Source organism: Arenimonas sp. GDDSR-1 (genome assembly GCF_025980345.1).
GTDB lineage: Bacteria > Pseudomonadota > Gammaproteobacteria > Xanthomonadales > Xanthomonadaceae > Arenimonas.
Genome location: NZ_JAPDUI010000048.1, coordinates 1 through 14,117 on the forward strand (window position 1 = coordinate 1; position 14,117 = coordinate 14,117).

Consider the following 14,117-nt stretch of genomic DNA (forward strand, 5'->3'; position numbering starts at 1 on the left):
TTGGGGTCGTAGTTGGTGTCGACCACGGCGATGACCGGGATGCCGAGCTTCTTGGCTTCCTGGATGGCGATGTTTTCATGGCCGATGTCGATGACGAACAGGGCGTCCGGCAGACGGTTCATGTCCTTGATGCCGCCCAGCGAGGCGTCCAGCTTGTCGCGCTCGCGGCGCAGGGTCAGCACTTCGTGCTTGACCAGCTTCTCGAAGGTGCCGTCGGTTTCGGCCGCTTCCAGTTCCTTCAGGCGCGAAACGGACTGCTTCACGGTGCGGAAGTTGGTCAGGGTGCCGCCCAGCCAGCGCATGCTCATGTAGGGCATGTTGCAGCGGGTGGCTTCTTCCTTGATGGCGTCGCGGGCGGAACGCTTGGTGCCGACGAACAGGATGCTGCCGCGCTTCTGCGCGATCGCCGAGATGAAGTTCATCGCGTCGGTGAACAGCGGCATGGTTTTTTCAAGATTGATGATGTGGATCTTGCCGCGGGCACCGAAGATGTACGGACCCATTTTCGGGTTCCAGTAACGGGTTTGGTGGCCGAAGTGAACGCCGGCTTCCAGCATTTGACGCATGGTGACTTGGGACATGGTTGAATCCTTTGAGCGATAGGGAACCGGCCTGGGTAAAGGCGGATGGTTCCGGGGTTGGGCCTCCACCGGATCGCTGCGTCGAACCCCGAGGGGCACCCCGATGCAGGGGAATATCCGGTGTGTGAATTCGCCGATTGACGCTCGGCGTGGGCGCTTGAAGCCCGGTAATTATACAAGAAAGTGCGATTTTGCCGCAAGTGTTGGATAATGGGGCCATGAAAGTCTCCATCAAGTCCGCCCAGGACATCGAAAACATGCGCATCGCCGGCCGTCTGGCGGCGGAAGTGCTGCAGATGATCGCGCCGCACGTCAAGCCCGGCGTCACCACCGCCGAGCTGGACCGGATCTGCCATGAACACATCGTTCAGGTTCAGCACTCGATTCCGGCCAATGTCGGCTACAAGGGCTTCCCGGCCAGTATCTGCACTTCGGTCAATAACGTCATCTGTCACGGCATCCCCTCGCCGGGCAAAGTCCTGAAAGAGGGCGATATCCTCAATATCGACGTCACCGTCATCAAGGACGGCTGGCATGGCGACACCAGCCGGATGTACACGGTCGGCGAGCCCTCGGTCAAGGCCAAGCGTCTGATCGATGTGACCCGCGCCGCCATGTTCGCCGGCATCCGCGCCGTCCGCCCGGGCGCCACCTTGGGCGATATCGGCCATGCCATCCAGAAACTGGTGGAGGCCGAACGCTTCTCGGTGGTGCGCGAATACTGCGGCCATGGCATCGGAAGGATCTACCACGAGGATCCGCAGGTGCTGCATTACGGCCAGCCCGGAACCGGCCTGCGTCTGGAAAAGGGCATGACCTTCACCATCGAGCCGATGGTCAATGAAGGCGCGCGCCACACCCGTCTGATGCCCGATGGCTGGACGGTGGTGACCAAGGACCGCTCGCTTTCGGCGCAATGGGAACACACCGTCGCGGTGACCGATGACGGTGTCGAAATCCTGACCCGTCTGCCCGGCGACGACAACGATTTGTGACCGCGGGCAGCGTCAGCGCTGACCCTGCCGCCTCGGCCCTCGCGCAGGCCGGAACCGCTGCTGAATTCACCGCCGTCGCCAAACAGGCGCTTGCCGCACAACGCAGTGCCCTGACCGACAGTTTGGCCAAAGGCGTGGCCATCGAAACCCTGATCGGCCGTTATCGGGAATGTCTGGATGCCATTGTCTGCAAAGCGTGGGCCCTCGGCATGAATCCCGACACCGGATTGGTCTTGGTGGCGACCGGCGGTTACGGCCGTGGCGAGCTGTATCCGCATTCCGACATCGACCTGCTGATCTGCGGTGAAGAAGAAGCACATGAGCGCCACGCGGGGGCCATCGGTGATTTTTTTTCGCTGCTGTGGGATTCCGGGCTGAAAGTCGGTCAGGCCGTGCGATCGGTCAGCCAGTGTCTGGAACAGAGCCGCTTGGATGTGGCGACCTATACCTCGCTGCTGGAAATCCGCCGGCTGGCGGGCGATGAAAATGGGTTTCTGGCGCTGGAAGCGGCCGTGAATTCGCCCGAAGTCTATGACGCCCGCGGGTATTTCGAAGCCAAGCGCGACGAACAGCGCCAGCGCCATGCCAAATTCCACAATACTGCCGACAACCTCGAGCCGAACCTGAAGGAAGGACCGGGCGGTCTGCGCGATTTCCATACCCTGAACTGGCTGTCGCGAAAACTTTACGGAGTGCCGTCACTGGCCGGCTTGGTGCCGCTGGGGTTGCTGGGCGAGGCCGAATGGCAGGCCCTGCTGCGTAATTGGCGCATCGTGGCGCGTCTGCGTTTCGCCCTGCACCTGCTGGTGAAGCGGCCCGAAGAACGGCTGCTGTTCGACCACCAGAAGAATCTGGCTGAACTGTTCGGGCTGCAGGATACGACGGACAATCTCGCGGTCGAGCAGCTGATGCAGGAGTTTTTCCGTTCGGCCGCGATTCTGCTGCGCATCAACGACCGACTGCTGCAGCGTTTTGAAGAGCATCTGGCCGAAGATCAGGTGCTGACGCCGATCGATGACCATTTCGTGCTGAAGAACGGCTACCTGCTTGCCCTCGACAACCGTTTCGATGCCGATGCGCTGCCACGGCTTTTCGAGCTGTTCGCGGTCTGGGGCAGCCAGCCGGCCTGCAAAGGCCTGCATTCGGACACCGCCCGCGGACTGGCCGAATCGTTGCCGGAGATTCGGCCATACGCTGAACAGCCGGAAGCGGTGCGGGCGGCATTCATGGCGCTGATCAGCCAGCCGCAGGGCGTGCTCAGTCTGCAGCGTCTGGCCCGGCTGGGCATTCTGGCCCGCTATCTGCCGGAATTCGGCCAGGTTACCGGGCGCATGCAATACGACCTGTTCCATGTGTATACCGTCGATCAGCACACCCTGAATGTGCTGGAATTCATCCGTCGTTTCGAGCAGGGCCGGGTGGAGGGCTTCACCCTGCCGCATGAAGTGTTTCCGCGCCTGCGCAAACCGCATCTGATCTGGCTGGCCGGCCTGTTCCATGACATCGCCAAAGGTCGCGGCGGCGACCATGCCGAACTGGGCGCGGGCGATTTCGCGCGTTTCGCCCGGGCCCATGCCCTGCCGGCGGCCGATGCGCAGCTGGTGGAATGGCTGATCGCCCAGCACCTGCTGATGTCGTTCACCGCGCAGAAATTCGACATCTCCGATCCGGACATCATCAATGGATTCGCCGGCAAGGTCGCCGACCGGGAGCACCTGGACTACCTGTATGTGCTGACCTGCGCCGATATCGCCGGCACCAGCCCGAAGCTGTGGAACGCCTTCAAGGATCAACTGCTGGCCGATCTGTATACCGCCACCCGCTACGTGCTGCGGGTCGGCCTCGAGCATCCGCTGAATGCCGAAGACATCCGTGCCGAAACCCGCAACATGGCACTGGCGAAACTGATGGACGCCGGTTTCGGCGAAGATGCCGTGCAGTCGCTGTGGCAGACCTTTCCGGAAGACGCCTTCCTGCGTTATAGACCGGAACAGCTGGTCTGGCAGACGCAGGGAGTGCTGCCGCAGATCGCGTTGCCGTCCCAGATTCTGGTGCGCGAACTGATCGGCAAGGATTCCCTGGAGATCTTCGTGCGTACGCCCGACCGTGACGGCATCATCTCCGGTCTGCTGGCCACGCTCGACCGGCTGAACCTGAGCGTGGTGCATGCCCGCATCCTGTCCTCGAATGACGGATACGCCCTGGATAACTTCATCACCCTCAAGGGCAGCCACACGCCGGACGTCAAGCGCATCGCGCAGACCCTGACCGCGGCGCTGAAGGATCCGGCCAGCATCAAGCCGGCCAAGCACCTGTTGCCGAGCCGGCTTCGTCACTTCAAGACCCCGACCCGCATCGAATTCAGCCCGGCCGCCGCCGGCGACCGGACGCTGATGAGCCTGGTCTGCGCCGACCGGCCGGGGCTGTTGGCCGATATCGGCTATGTGCTGCTGCAACGCAAAGTGCGCGTGCATGATGCCCGCATCGCCACCTTCGGCGAGCGCGCCGAGGATATTTTCGTGATCAGCGACCGCGACAACCGCGCTCTATCCGACCCTTCGGTGTTGCATGGCCTGCAGGCGGCGCTGTTAGACTATCTGGAAGGAAGGAAACCATGACCACTGAACTGCAAACCCGCATCGAACACGCCTTCGAGCACCGCGCCGCCCTGGATGCGGCCGCCATCGAAGCGCTCAAACCCGATCTTTATCACGTCATCGCCCTGCTCGAATCCGGCGATGCACGGGTCGCCGAGCCGCAGGACGGCGGCTGGAAAGTCAATGAATGGCTGAAGAAAGCCGTGCTGCTGTATTTCCGCTGCCACGACATGGACGTGATGGGCGAGCCGGGTAATCCGTTCTGGGACAAAGTGCCGCTGCGTTTCGAGAATTACGATGCCGAGGATTTCCGTCGCCTCGGCGCCCGCGTGGTGCCCGGCACCGTGGCCCGCGCCGGATCCTACATCGGCAAAGATGCGGTGCTGATGCCGAGCTTCATCAACATCGGTGCGCACGTCGGCGCCGGCACCATGGTCGATACCTGGGCCACGGTCGGCTCCTGCGCGCAGGTCGGCGCACGTTGCCACATCTCCGGCGGGGCCGGCATCGGCGGCGTGCTGGAGCCGCTGCAGGCCGCGCCGACCATCATCGAAGACGACTGCTTCATCGGTGCCCGCTCGGAAGTGGTCGAAGGCGTCATCGTCGAGCGCGGTTCGGTGATCGGCATGGGCGTGTTCATCGGCCAGAGTACCCGCATCTACAACCGCGCCACCGGCGAAATCAGCTATGGCCGGGTACCGGCCGGTTCGGTGGTGGTATCCGGCTCCCTGCCATCGGCCGATGGAAAATATTCCCTGTACTGCGCGGTCATCGTCAAACAGGTCGATGAAAAAACCCGGAGCAAGACCTCGGTCAATGATCTGCTGCGCGGAGCCGTCGAGTGAGCGTGACCCTTTACGGTCTGCCGAACTGCGACACCTGCCGGAAAGCGCAGAATTGGCTGAAGCGCATCGAGCAGCCATTCGTGTTCATCGATTACCGCGCCAATCCGATCACTCCTGAAATGCTGAATGCCTGGGCCGGACAGCTGGGCGGTTTTGATGCTTTGTTGAATAAAACCAGTACCACCTGGCGCAATCTGCTGCCGAACAAGAAATCGCCGGGCTCGACGCCCGAATACCTGATGCTGCTGAAGGAGTATCCGGCCCTGGTGAAACGGCCGGTGCTGGTATTACCCGACGGCCGGGTGGTGCTCGGCTTCAAAGACGCCCAGTACAAGAAACTGTTTTCCGCCTGAGGAACGACCATGAGCGATGTGCTGGCATTGACGCAGGAATTGATGGCACGGCGTTCGGTCACGCCCGACGATGCCGGCTGCATGGAGATCATTGCCGCGCGTCTGGAGCGCTCCGACTGCCGGTGCCAGCGTCTGGACTTCGGCGCGGTCAAGAATTTGTGGATTACCCACGGGCAGGGTGCACCGGTGACCGTGCTGCTGGGTCATACCGATGTGGTGCCGCCGGGCGATGCCCAGTTGTGGGCGTCCGATCCGTTCGCCCCGGACATCCGGAACGGCCTGCTGTACGGCCGCGGCGCCGCTGACATGAAAGGCTCGGTTGCCGCCTTCGTGATCGCCATGGAGCAGTTCATTATCACGCACCCAAACCACCGCGGCACGCTGGCACTGCTGCTGACCTCGGACGAAGAGGGCGATGCCATTGAAGGCGTGCGCCGGGTTGCCGAACACTTCCGCAGCAGCGGCCAGCACATCGACTACTGCATCACCGGCGAGCCCTCATCGATGGCCGTACTCGGCGATCTGGTCCGTGTCGGACGGCGCGGCACGCTCAGCGGCACGCTGACGGTCAAGGGCATCCAGGGCCATGTGGCCTATCCGGAAAAAGCACGCAACCCGATCCATCAGGCGATGGCGCCATTGGCCGAACTGGCGGCGCGGCGCTGGGACGAGGGCTATCCCGAATTTCCGCCGTCCTCCTTCCAGATTTCCAACATCAATGCCGGCACCGGCGCCAACAACGTCATTCCCGGCGCATTGCGCGCACTGTTCAATTTCCGCTACAACCCGGGCTGGCGTGCCGAACAGCTGGAGCGCGAAGTCGAGTCCGTGCTGAACGCCGCCGGACTGGAGTACCAACTGGACTGGCACCGCGGCGGCGAGCCGTTCCTGACCCGCGAGGGTCCCTTGCGCAGCGCCGTACGTGATGCCATTGCCGAATGCTGCGGCTTGGTTCCGGTCGAGAACACCGGCGGCGGCACCTCGGATGCGCGTTTCATCGCGCCGCTGGGCGCGGAAGTGATCGAGCTCGGCCCGGTCAACGCCAGCATCCACAAGATCGACGAACATGTTTCCGTGGCCGATCTGGAGCGTTTGCCCGGGTTGTTCCAGACGATTCTGCGCAAGTTGCTGACCTAGACCCTTAACCTCATTTCATTCCACCCACACGGATCAGGAGCGTTTCATGACGATTGCACAATGGTGTGTTCTGGCGGCGTGTCTGATGCCGATTCTGACCGTCGGCATGGCCAAGGCCTCGCTGGCGCGTATTCCCCGCAAGCAGGGCGGCTACGATAATTTCAATCCACGCACTTGGGAAGCCGCGCTCGAGGGCTGGCGCGGCCGCGCACATGCCGCGCAGCTGAATGGCTATGAAGCGCTGCCCTTGTTCATTGCCGGTGTGCTGTTTGCCCAGATCGGCGGTGCCGATCAGGCCCGCATCGATCTTCTGGCCATGGCATTCATTGCCGCACGCGTGCTTTATACCTGGGCGTATTTGGCCAACCGCGCTACCCTGCGTTCGCTGATCTGGATGACCGGGCTGGGTCTCAGCATCGCCTTGTTGGCCTTGGGCTGAAGCCTGCGGTTCAGCCGCCGGCCGGTTTCAAGGCGAGCGTGTATTCGGTTTTTCCGGGCAGGAACGGCGTCGGTTTGTGCTGCACCCAATCACTGTGGCCGGCACCCCAGAACGGCGAGAGCAGGTGCCCGCTTTGGCCGCCCGGCATATGGATGATGCCATCCTGTTCATGACCCGGCGAGACCACCATGCGCTCGGAGGCTCCGAAATTCGGTGACACCACCAGAGCCATGTCGGCATCGCCGGCGAGCTGATCCGGCGGCATGCACAGCACCGGTTTTGCAAAAGCCGGCAGGGCCGCAGCCAAAGGATGGCAGATGGCGGCGGTGTTGCGCTCGCCCCAGGTACGGTCCTTCAGCGGGCCTTGTTCGCCGAGCTTGGCCTGCACGGTTTGTGCAGATTGTTCCAGCAGGTCTTTCCAGTCTTTGTAGTCGCGGGTCAGCAGATGTTTCGGCTGCTCATCCAACAGTGCCCAGGCCACGTCCTCGAAGCCGGTGAAGCCCGGCGCTTCGTAATCGAATCCGTTCGGGCCGGGTTTGGTGGCCTCGCGGCCCAATCGTTCAATGGCCGGCGCCAACAGCATTTCCTCAATGCGATTGCTGACTTCCAGACGCCAGGCCCGGGTGATGCGGTAACTCACCGAATCGACTTTGGCACCGCCATCCCAACTCGGGTCGGCATCGCGCAGGGCGCGCAGGGCGGACCCCGCGGCGGCATCATCGGCGGCATCGTCCAGCTTCTGCCACCAACGTTCCAGAAAGGGTGCGCGGCCGTCGGTCTGGATTGCGAGCAGGTCTATTTCCGTGAATTGTTTTTTGGCCAACAGATTCTCACGGATCGCCGTACCACGGGCACCGAAGGCATACCCGGCATTGCCGACCAGGTCCAGCCACGGGCCGTCGACCACGCGGCCATTCGCCGTCCACAGCCGTGCGATCGGCGGATCGACCAGCTTGGGATTTTCACTGCCCGGCAACCAGCCGTCCCAGGTACAGCCGGCGGTCGGGTCCATCGGCATGCGCTTGTCGCAGTTGCCGATGCGCTTGGGCATCTGGGCAGTCAGGCGCCAGGCGATGCGCCCGTTTTTATCACCAATGACCAGATTCTGGCCCGGAATGCCGGTGCTTTCGGCGGCCAGCAGGGCTTCATCCAGCGAACGACTGCGGGTGACGCCGTTCAGGCCGAGGTTGAGCGCGCCCGGTTCCTGAGCCACCCAACGCAGGGCAAGGGAAACCCGCTTATCGACGTCGCGGGTGACCGGGCCCCATTCGGTTTCGCTGACGTCCATTAAAACGGGTTGACCGCCTTTGACCGCGATACGCTCCTGGAACCGACGGACCGGAACGGCCTTGCCCTCGGCATTGATGTAGCTGCTGCGCGTGGCATCGGCCCAGCGCACGATGAAGAAATCGGTGAAATCGCCGTAGCTGTTGGTGAAGCCCCAGGCCACATGCCGGTTGCTGCCGACGATGACCGAAGGAATGCCGGGCAGGGTAAAGCCGGACACATCCGAATCCGAACCGGTGAGCAGACGGGCGCGGAACCAGATATTGGGCGCGCGCAGTCCCAGGTGCATGTCATCGGCGACGATGGCGCGGCCGTCACGGGTCAGCGAACCGGCCACGGCGAAATTGTTGCTGCCGACCGCTTCGGCCTGACGGTTCGGTTGGAACGCCAATTGCGGTGCATTCATGCTGTTGAGGTTGACCTGATCGGCATCGGGAATGCGCATCGCGTTTTTCGGTTCGCCGAACAGCGGCGCATCCCACTGCGATTGGGTTTCGGTCAGCAGTGTGTAAATCGGATCCGGCAGCGCCCCCTTCAGCTGCCAGAGCTTGAACTCGCGCTCGTTGCTTTCGTCCTGCAGGTCGAAGAACATCGCGTAGCCGACCAGAAACGAATCTTCCGGCTGCCAGGCTTCGGGTTTGGTATTGAGCAGCAGATAAGGCCAGGGACGGACCGACAGATCGGCCAGGCCGTCGTTGACGCCGTCAGCGTAGGCCTGCAGCACCGCGGCATCGGTGCCGGCCATCTGCGCGAAATGCGCGCGGATGCGTGCACGCAGGCGATGGATGCGGATGGATTTGTCCTTCTCCACCGCCATTTCACCGAACAGCGCCGACAGTTCACCGGCGGCCGAGCGGCGCAGCAGATCCATTTCGAAATAGCGTTCCTGGGCATGCACGTAGCCGAGCGCACGGGCCGCATCGGCATCATTGGCGGCCGTGATGGTGACCGTGCCGTTGGAGTCGCGGGCGACCTGCACCGCCTGTGACAGGCCCTGCAGCGGCTGCGCGCCATCGAGAACCGGCAGGCTGCCCCGCAGCAGGAGGTAGACGCCTGCCGCGAGCAGAATCACGATCAACAGCAGCGCCACCAGTGCGCGTTTGGTCCAGGTCATCAGTGCCATGAAATCGGACTCCTCGGGAAATTAAAGACTTTCGATGCTGTCGACGCGCTGGAAACCGCGCGGCAGGGCATGCCCGCGCTGGGCACGCGCCCCCTGATAGGCCTGCAGATCGCGCCAGCTCAGCACCAGCTTTCGTTGACCGCAGTGCAGCACCAGTTCGCCGCCGCTGCGCACGCAGGTCACGGCCACGATGTTTTCCTCGCCGTCCTTGAGTTTGGCCGGCGGAATCTGCAGGATCTTGTTGCCCTTGCCTTTGTCGAGCTCCGGCAGTTCGGAAGCCGGAAACGCCAGCAGATTGCCGCTGCTGCTGATGGCCACCACGAAATCGCTGGCGATGTCATGCACGGCGGCGGGTGGCAGGATGCTGGCGGCTTTGTCCGCGTTGATCAGCTGCTTGCCGGCTTTCTTGCCGGCCAGGAAGTTCTCGAAGGCGGTGATGAAGCCGTAGCCGAAACTGGAGGCGACCACGAACTTCTGGCCCGGTTCACCCGAGGCCAGACCGACGAATTCGGCACCGGACGGCGGACTGAAGCGGCCGCTGAGCGGCTCGCCGTTGCCGCGTGCCGAGGGCAGGGTGTGGGTCAAACAGGAATAACTGCGGCCGGTGGAATCGAGCACGGCGGCGTTCCAGGTGCTGCGCCCGCGCACGAAGTCGAGCAGGGCATCGCCGTCGCGGTAGCCAAGTGCCCCGGGGTCCAGCTCGTGGCCCTTGCCGGCACGGATCCAGCCTTTCTGCGACAGCACCACGGTCATCGGTTCGCTGGCGACCAGCGCGGTTTCATCGATGGCCTGGGCCGCTTCGCGCGCCACCAGCGGCGACAGACGGGCATCGCCGAATTTCTTGGCATCGGCCTGCAGCTCGTCTTTCAGCAGTTTTTTCAGTTTGGCGTTGGAGCCGAGCGTGGCGATGATTTTTTCCAGTTCGGCGGCCAGCTCGGCCTGTTCGCCGCGGATTTTCATTTCCTCGAGGCGGGCCAGCTGTTTCAGTTTGGTCTCGAGGATGTAGTCGGCCTGGTCCTCGCTGAGTTTGAAGCGGGCGATCAATGCGGCTTTCGGTTCGTCTTCGGTGCGGATGATGTGGATGACTTCGTCGAGATTGAGGAAGGCGATCAGCAGCCCTTCCAGCAGGTGCAGGCGGCGCTCCAGTTTTTCCTTGCGGTAGGTCAGGCGCTTGCGCAGCGTATCCATGCGGAACGCCAGCCATTCATTGAGCAGCGCCTTCAGGTTCTTGACCTGCGGACGGCCATCGAGGCCGATGATGTTGAAATTGACCCGGTAGCTTTTTTCCAGATCGGTGGTAGCGAACAGGTGGCCCATCAGCGAATCGACATCGACCCGGTTCGAACGCGGCACCAGCACCAGCCGGGTCGGGGTTTCGTGATCGGACTCATCGCGCAGGTCTTCCAGCCACGGCAGTTTCTTGGCCCGCATCTGCTGCGCGATCTGCTCCATGACCTTAGAGGGCGAAACCTGGTACGGCAGGGCGGTCAGCACGATATCGCTGTTTTCCTTGACGTAGGTGGCGCGGGCACGGATCGAACCGCCGCCGCTTTCGTACATGGCGATGATTTCGCTGCGCGGAGTGATGATTTCGGCCTGGCTCGGGTAGTCCGGGCCGAGTACGTGTTCGCACAGGTCGCGCACGCTGGCCTGCGGGTCGTCCAGCAGTCGGATGCAGGCGCTGACCACTTCATTGAGGTTGTGCGGCGGAATGTCGGTGGCCATGCCGACCGCGATGCCGGTGGTGCCGTTCAGCAGGATGTGCGGCAGGCGTGCCGGCAGCCAGGTCGGCTCCTGCAGCGAGCCGTCGAAGTTCGGGTTCCAGTCCACGGTGCCCTGGCCGAGTTCGCCCAGCAGCACTTCCGCGATCGGCGTCAACTTCGATTCGGTATAACGCATGGCGGCGAAGGACTTCGGATCGTCGGTGGAGCCGAAGTTGCCCTGGCCCTCGATCAGCGGGTAACGGTAGGAAAACGGCTGCGCCATCAGCACCATGGCTTCGTAACAGGCGGAGTCGCCGTGCGGATGGTATTTACCGATGACATCACCGACCGTGCGCGCCGATTTCTTCGGCTTGGCGGCGGCGTTGAGCGACAGCTCGCTCATGGCGAAGATGATCCGGCGCTGGACCGGTTTCAGGCCGTCGCCGAGGAAAGGCAGGGCGCGGTCGAGCACCACATACATTGAATAATCGAGGTAGGCGCGTTCGGCGTATTCACGCAGGGGAATCTGTTCGAAACCGTGGAAGCTGGGGCGGGTCAAATCGGTCATGGCATGCTCGTGGTGCGGATGTTTTCATTCTAACGGGTTTGCCGGTGGATGGGCATCGCCTCCGGCATTCGGGTAAACTGAAACCAAGGAGATTGCATGAGTACAAGCATCATCATCGGCCTGGTCGTCCTGGTCTGTCTGGTCCTGCTTTTCAAGGTGATGGGCTTTTTGCTTCGCCTAGCCGTGGTTCTGGTCGTCCTTGGGGCTGCCTACTGGTATCTGGCCCCGATGTTCGGTTGGCCGGCACTGCCGTTCTGATGCCGGAGCCGCTCGCCCATGCCGCTTGAAGCCCTGGCCATTTCCCGGCGCCGTTTGGCGCTGATTCTCGGCCTGCTGGCGATGGTCGGGCCGTTCGCCATTGACAGCATTTTTCCGGCCTTCCGGGCGCTGGCCAACGATCTGCATGTGGCCGATGCCGCCATCCAGCAGACCATCAGCATCTATCTGCTGGGCTATGCTGCGATGTCGCTTCTGCACGGCGCCCTGTCGGACGCCTTTGGGCGCCGTCCGGTCATTCTCGGCGGTTTGGGGCTGTTCCTGCTTGCTTCCGTCGGCTGCGCCCTGGCCGGCAACCTGCAGCAGCTGCTCATTTTCCGTTTCATCCAAGGGCTTTGTGCCGGCGTGGGGCTGATCGTCGGCCGCGCGGTGATCCGCGATGTGTTCGACGGCGACCATGCGCAACGCATGATGAGCATGGTGTCGATGATCTTCTCCATCGCGCCGGCCATCGCGCCGATCATCGGCGGCTACATTCTGAGCTGGAGCCACTGGCAGGGCATTTTCTGGTTTCTGGCCGGCTTGAGCCTGTTCATGCTGGTGGTGGTGGCCTTTTTCCTGCCGGAATCGCACCCGCCCGCCAAGCGGGTCGCGTTCCATCCGGTGCCGCTGAGCGCGGCCTACCGCGAAATGATCCTGCATACCGGATTCCGGCGACTGGCGCTGGCCGGCACCTTCCTGTTCGGCAGCCTGTTCCTGTACATCGCGGCGGCACCCGATTACGTGATGACCCACCTGCGTCTGGACGAAACCCAGTTCGGCTGGTTCTTCGTGCCGACCATCGCCGGCATGAGCATCGGCGCGTTCGTCAGCGGCCGGCTGGCCGGCAAGGCCAGCGGCATGCGCATGGTGCAATGGGGCTTCGGCATCTGCGCGGCCTCGGCCGTGTTGAATCTGATCTATGCCAGCACCGCAATCCGGCTTGAGCTGCCCTGGGCGGTGCTGCCGATGAGTGGACTGGCTTTCGGCATTGCGTTGGTGTTTCCGATCCTGACCATCGCGCTACTCGATCTGTACCCGCACATCCGCGGCACGGCGTCCTCGATGCAGGCCTTCATCAGCCTGATGTCAAATGCCCTGATTTCCGGGTTGCTGGTGCCGCTGGTCAGCAAAACCCCGGCGTTGATGGCCGGGGTCTGTTGTCTGTTCGTGGCGGCTTCATTCGGGGTCTGGCGCCTTTATCTGCAATCACCGCATGCAGCCATCCATTGCCCGGATCAGCCGGCGGCGTTTGAGCCGACGGATGAGTTGTGACTACGGTAATCCGCCCGCAGCAATTCCTGGAAATGATGCAAGGCATTCTCGCGCAACGGGTTTAAACGCCCGGCCACATACGAACCGCTGTCCAGGCCCCGCTGCACGTCAACGCAGATCTGGATGTCTTCATCCTGCACCACGTCGGAGAATTCCAGATCGCGTTTTCGGCGGGCTTCATCCTTGGCCGGATCGGCGCTTACCGTATAGAAGAAATCAAACTCCACCCGGCAGCGGTTGTTCGGCAGCGGCAGCACACGGTTGGTCTGCAGGCGGCCGGGAAGGATGTTGAGCATGGTGTTCGGGTACATGAAGTAATACAGCGCTTCGCCCGAGCCGTACAAATCATCGCCGCTTTCCAGCGGGCTGAACTGCATGGAATACCAGCGTTTGGTTTCGGTCACGTAGCTGCGGTAATCCAGCAGCTTGTTCAGCTCCGGATGCACGTGCGGCACATGGTAGCCTTCCAGGTAATTGTCGACGTAGGTCTTCCAGTTGCAGTCGATGTCGTAACTCAGATGCTGGTGGAAGCGCAGATCGGCAAGGGCATGGCCGCTGACGGCCAGACGCTCGGCGATGCCGGCCACGTAATCCTCGAACGGCGGCGGGTTTTCCGATGCGGCGAACACCAGGCCTTCGAACTCACGCACCTGCAGTGCCGGCAAACGCACCGAGCTGACGTCGAAATCCGCCACATCCTTCATTTCGGTGGCGGTACGCAGGCTGCCGTCCAGGTTGTAGGTCCAACCGTGGTAACGGCAGCGCAATTGCTTGGCGCCTTTGCCCGGGCACTGCGCCAACGGCCCGGCACGGTGCCGGCAGACGTTGTGGTAGCCGCGAAGGCCTTCGGCGGTGCGGATCACGATGACCGGAAGCTGGCCGAGTACCGAGACCACATAATCGCCTTCATCGGCGATCTGCGAGCTGTGGCACACGTACTGCCAGTGCCGGTTGAACAC

Annotated in this window: 12 protein-coding genes; 8 read left to right on the forward strand and 4 right to left on the reverse strand. The window is 62.6% G+C overall.

Features of this window, described 5'->3' with window-relative positions; genetic code table 11:
* Positions 1-581 (reverse strand): 30S ribosomal protein S2 (gene rpsB / locus Q0W88_RS08055; protein WP_297801953.1); only part of this gene is annotated, 581 nt, incomplete at its 3' end.
* A gap of 218 nt (positions 582-799) precedes the next feature.
* On the opposite strand from rpsB, the gene map reads away from it, so the two are divergent.
* Genes map through Q0W88_RS08085 form a run of 6 tightly spaced genes read left to right on the forward strand, consistent with a single transcriptional unit; the run spans position 800 to position 6,947 of the window.
* Entirely contained in the window at positions 800-1,576 is a 777-nt protein-coding gene (gene map, locus Q0W88_RS08060; protein ID WP_297801955.1) for a type I methionyl aminopeptidase, read from the forward strand.
* Positions 1,573-4,194, forward strand: coding sequence for a [protein-PII] uridylyltransferase (gene glnD / locus Q0W88_RS08065; RefSeq protein ID WP_297801957.1), 2,622 nt, complete (start codon positions 1,573-1,575; stop codon positions 4,192-4,194). Before map ends, glnD begins: the two co-directional genes overlap by 4 nt.
* Positions 4,191-5,018 (forward strand): 2,3,4,5-tetrahydropyridine-2,6-dicarboxylate N-succinyltransferase, encoded by an 828-nt coding sequence (gene dapD, locus Q0W88_RS08070; protein ID WP_297801959.1) that lies wholly within the window; start codon positions 4,191-4,193, stop codon positions 5,016-5,018. Before glnD ends, dapD begins: the two co-directional genes overlap by 4 nt.
* Positions 5,015-5,371 carry a Spx/MgsR family RNA polymerase-binding regulatory protein gene (locus tag Q0W88_RS08075; protein ID WP_297801961.1) on the forward strand — a complete coding sequence of 119 codons (357 nt, stop codon included), beginning with the start codon at positions 5,015-5,017 and terminating at the stop codon, positions 5,369-5,371. Before dapD ends, Q0W88_RS08075 begins: the two co-directional genes overlap by 4 nt.
* A 9-nt stretch (positions 5,372-5,380) precedes the next feature.
* Positions 5,381-6,508, forward strand: a complete 1,128-nt coding sequence (gene dapE / locus Q0W88_RS08080) for a succinyl-diaminopimelate desuccinylase (protein ID WP_297801963.1) — start codon at positions 5,381-5,383, stop codon at positions 6,506-6,508.
* 46 nt (positions 6,509-6,554) lie between these two features.
* Positions 6,555-6,947: an MAPEG family protein gene (locus Q0W88_RS08085; protein WP_297801965.1), complete on the forward strand. Its 393-nt coding sequence runs from the start codon at positions 6,555-6,557 to the stop codon at positions 6,945-6,947.
* 10 nt (positions 6,948-6,957) lie between these two features.
* On the opposite strand, the gene Q0W88_RS08090 is transcribed toward Q0W88_RS08085, so the two are convergent.
* Positions 6,958-9,357: a penicillin acylase family protein gene (locus Q0W88_RS08090; protein WP_297801967.1), complete on the reverse strand. Its 2,400-nt coding sequence runs from the start codon at positions 9,355-9,357 to the stop codon at positions 6,958-6,960.
* 21 nt (positions 9,358-9,378) lie between these two features.
* On the reverse strand, positions 9,379-11,628 hold the full coding sequence (parC, locus tag Q0W88_RS08095; protein WP_297801969.1) for a DNA topoisomerase IV subunit A: 2,250 nt from the start codon (positions 11,626-11,628) through the stop codon (positions 9,379-9,381).
* A gap of 96 nt (positions 11,629-11,724) precedes the next feature.
* Between parC and Q0W88_RS08100 the strand changes: the two genes are divergently transcribed.
* Both Q0W88_RS08100 and Q0W88_RS08105 read left to right on the forward strand, forming a co-directional pair.
* Positions 11,725-11,886, forward strand: coding sequence for a hypothetical protein (locus Q0W88_RS08100; protein ID WP_297801971.1), 162 nt, complete (start codon positions 11,725-11,727; stop codon positions 11,884-11,886).
* 18 nt (positions 11,887-11,904) lie between these two features.
* Positions 11,905-13,158, forward strand: coding sequence for a multidrug effflux MFS transporter (locus tag Q0W88_RS08105; protein ID WP_297801973.1), 1,254 nt, complete (start codon positions 11,905-11,907; stop codon positions 13,156-13,158).
* On the opposite strand, the gene Q0W88_RS08110 is transcribed toward Q0W88_RS08105, so the two are convergent.
* Positions 13,122-14,117: aromatic ring-hydroxylating dioxygenase subunit alpha (locus Q0W88_RS08110; RefSeq protein ID WP_297801975.1), on the reverse strand; the 996-nt coding region annotated here is incomplete at its 5' end. The two genes, Q0W88_RS08105 and Q0W88_RS08110, sit on opposite strands and share 37 nt — an antisense overlap.

What these genes read in the sequence shown, in the direction of transcription:
- map (WP_297801955.1), top strand. Translation starts at nt 800, where the DNA reads ATGAAAGTCTCCATCAAGTCCGCCCAGGACATCGAAAACATGCGCATC.
- dapD (WP_297801959.1), top strand. Translation starts at nt 4,191, where the DNA reads ATGACCACTGAACTGCAAACCCGCATCGAACACGCCTTCGAGCACCGC.
- dapE (WP_297801963.1), top strand. Translation starts at nt 5,381, where the DNA reads ATGAGCGATGTGCTGGCATTGACGCAGGAATTGATGGCACGGCGTTCG.
- Q0W88_RS08085 (WP_297801965.1), top strand. Translation starts at nt 6,555, where the DNA reads ATGACGATTGCACAATGGTGTGTTCTGGCGGCGTGTCTGATGCCGATT.
- Q0W88_RS08090 (WP_297801967.1), bottom strand. Translation starts at nt 9,357, where the DNA reads ATGGCACTGATGACCTGGACCAAACGCGCACTGGTGGCGCTGCTGTTG.
- parC (WP_297801969.1), bottom strand. Translation starts at nt 11,628, where the DNA reads ATGACCGATTTGACCCGCCCCAGCTTCCACGGTTTCGAACAGATTCCC.
- Q0W88_RS08100 (WP_297801971.1), top strand. Translation starts at nt 11,725, where the DNA reads ATGAGTACAAGCATCATCATCGGCCTGGTCGTCCTGGTCTGTCTGGTC.
- Q0W88_RS08105 (WP_297801973.1), top strand. Translation starts at nt 11,905, where the DNA reads ATGCCGCTTGAAGCCCTGGCCATTTCCCGGCGCCGTTTGGCGCTGATT.